This window comes from Noviherbaspirillum sp. (genome assembly GCF_035944575.1).
Lineage (GTDB): Bacteria > Pseudomonadota > Gammaproteobacteria > Burkholderiales > Burkholderiaceae_D > Noviherbaspirillum.
Map to the genome: position 1 here is coordinate 1 of NZ_DASZBA010000149.1, position 4,593 is coordinate 4,593.

Consider the following 4,593-nt stretch of genomic DNA (forward strand, 5'->3'; position numbering starts at 1 on the left):
GTTCTACCTGACCTGGAAAGCGCGACAGTACGGGCTCAATACGCGTTTCATCGAACTGGCCGGTGAGATCAACAGCGACATGCCGCGCTGGGTCATCAGCAAGGTAAGCGAGGCGCTGAACGACCGCGGTCGTTCCATTCGGGGCAGCAGCGTCCTGGTGCTGGGCATTGCGTACAAGAAGGATGTCGACGATATGCGCGAGTCGCCGTCGGTAAAACTGATGGAGCTGCTGCGGGAAAAAGGCGCTCGCATTGCATATTCGGATCCACATGTGCCGGTATTTCCGAAAATGCGTGAACATCGCTTCGACCTGGAGAGTGTCGAGCTCACGCGCGACAGCATCGCTTCCTACGATCTCGTGTTGCTGGCTACCAACCATAGCGCCTTCAACTACGACATGATCCAGAAACATGCGCAACTGATCGTCGATACACGCGGCGTCTATTCCGAGCAACGGCCCAATGTCGTGAAGTCCTGAACGGTGGAAAGTAATCATGATCTCTTATCCAACCATGTCAACCATGTCAACCATGCCAATCCAGCGCAAGCTGCGCTTTGCGCTGGCCGGCTGCGGCCGGATCGCCGGAAACCATTTCGCCGCCCTCGAGCGCCACAAGGACATGTGCGAGCTGGCCGGCGTCTGCGATACCGATTCGCGCGCGCTTGAAGAAGCTTCCTATCGCACCGGCGCGCGCGCCTACAGGAATCTTGCCGGCATGCTGGACGACTGCCAGGCGGATGCAGTGATCCTGACCACGCCTTCGGGGCTGCATTCAAGTCAGGCAATACAGGTCGCGCATGCCGGACGCCATGTCATCACTGAAAAGCCGATGGCCACCCGCTGGGAAGACGGCAAGCGGATGGTGGCGGCCTGCGATGAAGCACGGGTGCGTCTCTTCGTCGTCAAGCAGAATCGGCTGAACGCAACCATGCAAATGCTGAAAAAGGCGATCGACGACAAGCGCTTTGGCCGCATTCACATGATGAACATGAATGTGTTCTGGACCAGGCCGCAGGCATATTACGACAGCGCCGGATGGCGCGGCACCTGGGAATACGACGGTGGTGCGTTCATGAACCAGGCAAGCCATTACATCGACCTCGCGCAATGGCTCATCGGTCCTGTGCAAAGCCTGCATGCGTACGCCGCGACACTGGAGCGCGATATCGAGGTGGAGGACACCGGCGTCATCAATCTGCAATGGCGCAACGGCGCGCTCGGCTCGATCAACGTCACCATGCTGGCCTATCCAAAAAACTTCGAGGGCAGCATTACCATCCTCGGCGACAAGGGGACGGTGCGTATCGGCGGCGTCGCGCTGAACGAGGTGCAGCATTGGGAGTTTGCCGAGCCGAATGAGGACGACCAGCGTGTCAAGGAATCGAGTTACGCAACCGATTCCGTGTACGGGTTTGGACACGCGCAATACTACGACAACGTTATCAAGGCGTTGCGCGGCGAAGCAAATCCGGAAACCGATGGCCGGCAGGGCTTGAAGACTCTCGAAATACTGGTTGCCGCCTATCGCTCCGCCTGTGAAGGCAAGCGCATCGCGCTGCCGCTGGAGCATTGACATGGATGTATCCATACATTCCAGTGCGATCGTGGACCGGGGCGCGGTGCTCGGCGACGGCACGCGCGTGTGGCACTTCGCCCATGTGTGCGCAGGCGCTTCGATAGGCCGCGAGTGTTCGCTCGGTCAGAACGTCTTCGTCGGCAACGACGTGCGTATCGGCAACAACGTGAAGATACAGAACAACGTATCCGTTTATGACGCAGTCACCATCGAGGATGACGTGTTCTGCGGCCCGAGCATGGTGTTCACCAATGTCTACAACCCGCGTTCTGCGGTCAACCGGAAGGGCGAGTACCTGCGCACCCTGGTGCGGCGCGGCGCAACTATTGGCGCCAACGCCACCATCGTCTGCGGCGTGACCGTGCGCGAGTATGCGTTCGTCGCAGCCGGCGCGGTCATCGTACGCGACGTGCCGGCCTATGCCCTGATGGCCGGCGTGCCGGCACGCCAGATCGGCTGGATGAGCCGCCACGGCGAACGGCTGTCACTGCCGCTGCGCGGCGATGCGCAGGCGCGTTGCCCGGCGACGCGGGAGCGCTATGTCCTGACTGACGGCGTATGCGAACGCTGCCTGGAAACCGAAGACGAGAGAGAGAAGGTTCGTTAAAAATGGAATTCATCGATCTGAAAGCCCAGTACCACACTCTGCGCCCAAGCATCAACGCGCGCATTCGCACCGTGCTTGAACACGGCCACTACATCATGGGACCGGAAGTGCAGGAACTGGAGGAGCGGCTGTCCGACTACACCGGCGCCCGCCATTGCATCACCGTCGCGTCAGGCACTGAAGCCCTCCTGATTGCGCTCATGGCGATCGGCGTTCGCCCGGGCGACGAAGTGATCACCACGCCGTTCTCGTTCGTCGCTACCGCGGAAGTGATTGCGCTGATCGGCGCAGTTCCGGTATTCGCCGATATCGAGCCGGACACCTGCAATATCGACGCCACGCTGATCGAGCGGAAAATCACGCCGCGCACCCGCGCCATCCTGCCGGTATCGCTGTTCGGCCAGGCGTCGGATATGGATGCGATCAACGCGATCGCTGACCGGCATGGCTTGACCGTGATCGAGGATGCCGCGCAAAGCTTCGGCGCGACCTATAAAGGGCGCAAGAGCTGCAACCTGTCTACCATCGGCTGTACCAGTTTCTTTCCCAGCAAGCCGCTCGGCTGCTACGGGGACGGCGGCGCCATCTTCACCAGCGACGATGACCTTGCCCAGGCCATGCGGGAAATCCGCGTGCATGGTCAGGAACAGCGCTACCGTCATTCACGCATCGGTGTCGGCGGCAGAATGGACACACTGCAATGCGCAATCGTGCTCGCCAAGCTTGACCGCTTCGACTGGGAGCTGGAGCAACGCCAGCATATCGCCGCGCAGTACGACGAGTTGCTGGGGCATAAGGTCGAGCGGGTTATTCAGCGGCCTGACCGCGACAGCGTATATGCGCAGTACACCGTCTTCCTGGATCACCGCGAGGCAGTGCGCGATACCCTCAACAAGGCCAACGTTCCGACCGCGGTTCACTATCCGATACCGATTCCGCTGCAACCGGCGTATCGCCACTTCACCAAAGAGCATTTTCCGGTGGCGGCGCAAATGGCCCAGCGGGTGCTCAGCTTGCCGATGGGCCCGTATCTCGATGTGTATTCGCTTACCCGTGTCGCCGATCTGCTGTTGCGCGCCAAGGCGCACAGTACGGCGCAGGCCGTGCCGCCTGTTGCCTTCGGCGCACTGGACACGGTAAGCAACGGTTGAGCCGCCATGCCGGTATTAAAACTTCCCAAGATGCCGTTCGCCAAAACGGCAAGGCCGCTTGACATGGCTGCAGTATCGAAGCGCCTGTTCGATCTGCTGGTTGCCATCGCGGCCGTGCTGGCGCTGCTGATACCGATCCTGCTGGTTGCGGCGCTGGTCGCCCTGTCATCCAAAGGGCCGGTGCTGTATTGGTCGGATCGCATCGGCATCCGCAATACCGTCTTTCGCATGCCGAAGTTCCGTACGATGCGCACCGGTACGCCGGTGGTCGCTACGCATCTTCTGAGTGATCCGAATGCCTACCTGACGCCTATCGGCAGTTTTCTGCGCCGAAGCAGCCTCGACGAGTTGCCTCAGCTATGGAGCATTCTGCGAGGCGACATGAGCTTGGTAGGACCGCGGCCTGCGCTGTTCAATCAGGACGACCTGATCGCGATGCGTACCAGCCGCGGCGTGCATGAACTGATGCCGGGGCTGACCGGATGGGCGCAGGTCAACGGGCGTGACGAGCTGCCGCTGCCGGAGAAAGTTGGGCTGGATGTCCAGTATCTTCAGCGGCGCTCCCTCCTGTTCGATCTGCGCATATTGGGAATGACCGCATGGAAGGTAGTACAGCGCGACGGTGTTTCTCATTGACAGTTTCGCGCTTCCAGAGAGCTGCGTTCGCGCTCCCCGAGTCCATCTTAACTGTTGCAGGAAAAAGGAATGCCATGCCTTATTTTTTGCGGGAGTTGGGCAGGGCCGACCTGGCCCGGCTGACGAAATGGCGCAATGAGCGGGAACTGATGAGTCAGCTGAACGCGGTATTTCGCTATGTCGGGCAGGAGACCGATCTCGACTGGTTCAACGAATACATTGCCAACCGTTTCAACAACATTCGGCTCGCCATCTGCGAAGCCGGCTCGGAAAAATTCATCGGTGTGGTGTACCTACTCGAAATCGACTGGATCAACCGCAATGCCGAAAAGGCAATCTGGATCGGTGACAAGGCTTATCAAGGAAAAGGTGCCGGGGAGTTCGCGACTAGAAGCGTACTGCGTCATGCATTTAACGATCTCAATTTGCACCGGCTTCATCTCACGGTACTGGCGACGAACGAGCGCGCGCTCAAGCTATACCGAAAAGTCGGGTTCGTCGAGGAAGGCCGCCTGCGACAAGCAGTGTACAAGGACGGACGTTACATTGACCTGATCCGGATGGGAATGATCGAGGAAGAATATGGCCAGGGAAAGGCGAAATCGCCTGGCTCCATGCAACG

At 59.7% G+C, this 4,593-nt stretch carries 6 protein-coding genes; all 6 read left to right on the forward strand.

Annotation, left to right across the window (positions count from 1 at the left end; translation table 11 throughout):
• Positions 1 to 478 (forward strand): UDP binding domain-containing protein (locus VGU61_RS10525; protein ID WP_326859074.1); only part of this gene is annotated, 478 nt, incomplete at its 5' end.
• Between the two features lie 43 nt (positions 479 to 521).
• Positions 522 to 1,574, forward strand: a complete 1,053-nt coding sequence (locus tag VGU61_RS10530) for a Gfo/Idh/MocA family oxidoreductase (RefSeq protein ID WP_326859075.1) — start codon at positions 522 to 524, stop codon at positions 1,572 to 1,574.
• Position 1,575: 1 nt separating this feature from the next.
• Positions 1,576 to 2,184 carry an acyltransferase gene (locus VGU61_RS10535; RefSeq protein ID WP_326859076.1) on the forward strand — a complete coding sequence of 203 codons (609 nt, stop codon included), beginning with the start codon at positions 1,576 to 1,578 and terminating at the stop codon, positions 2,182 to 2,184.
• A gap of 2 nt (positions 2,185 to 2,186) precedes the next feature.
• Positions 2,187 to 3,335, forward strand: coding sequence for a DegT/DnrJ/EryC1/StrS family aminotransferase (locus tag VGU61_RS10540; protein ID WP_326859077.1), 1,149 nt, complete (start codon positions 2,187 to 2,189; stop codon positions 3,333 to 3,335).
• A gap of 63 nt (positions 3,336 to 3,398) precedes the next feature.
• Positions 3,399 to 3,971 (forward strand): sugar transferase, encoded by a 573-nt coding sequence (locus tag VGU61_RS10545; protein WP_326859078.1) that lies wholly within the window; start codon positions 3,399 to 3,401, stop codon positions 3,969 to 3,971.
• A 74-nt stretch (positions 3,972 to 4,045) separates the two neighbouring features.
• On the forward strand, positions 4,046 to 4,593 hold a 548-nt coding region (locus VGU61_RS10550; protein WP_326859080.1), incomplete at its 3' end, for a GNAT family protein.

Coding starts and splice junctions, on each gene's coding strand:
- VGU61_RS10530 (WP_326859075.1), top strand. CDS start 522: ATGTCAACCATGCCAATCCAGCGCAAGCTGCGCTTTGCGCTGGCCGGC.
- VGU61_RS10535 (WP_326859076.1), top strand. CDS start 1,576: ATGGATGTATCCATACATTCCAGTGCGATCGTGGACCGGGGCGCGGTG.
- VGU61_RS10545 (WP_326859078.1), top strand. CDS start 3,399: ATGGCTGCAGTATCGAAGCGCCTGTTCGATCTGCTGGTTGCCATCGCG.
- VGU61_RS10540 (WP_326859077.1), top strand. CDS start 2,187: ATGGAATTCATCGATCTGAAAGCCCAGTACCACACTCTGCGCCCAAGC.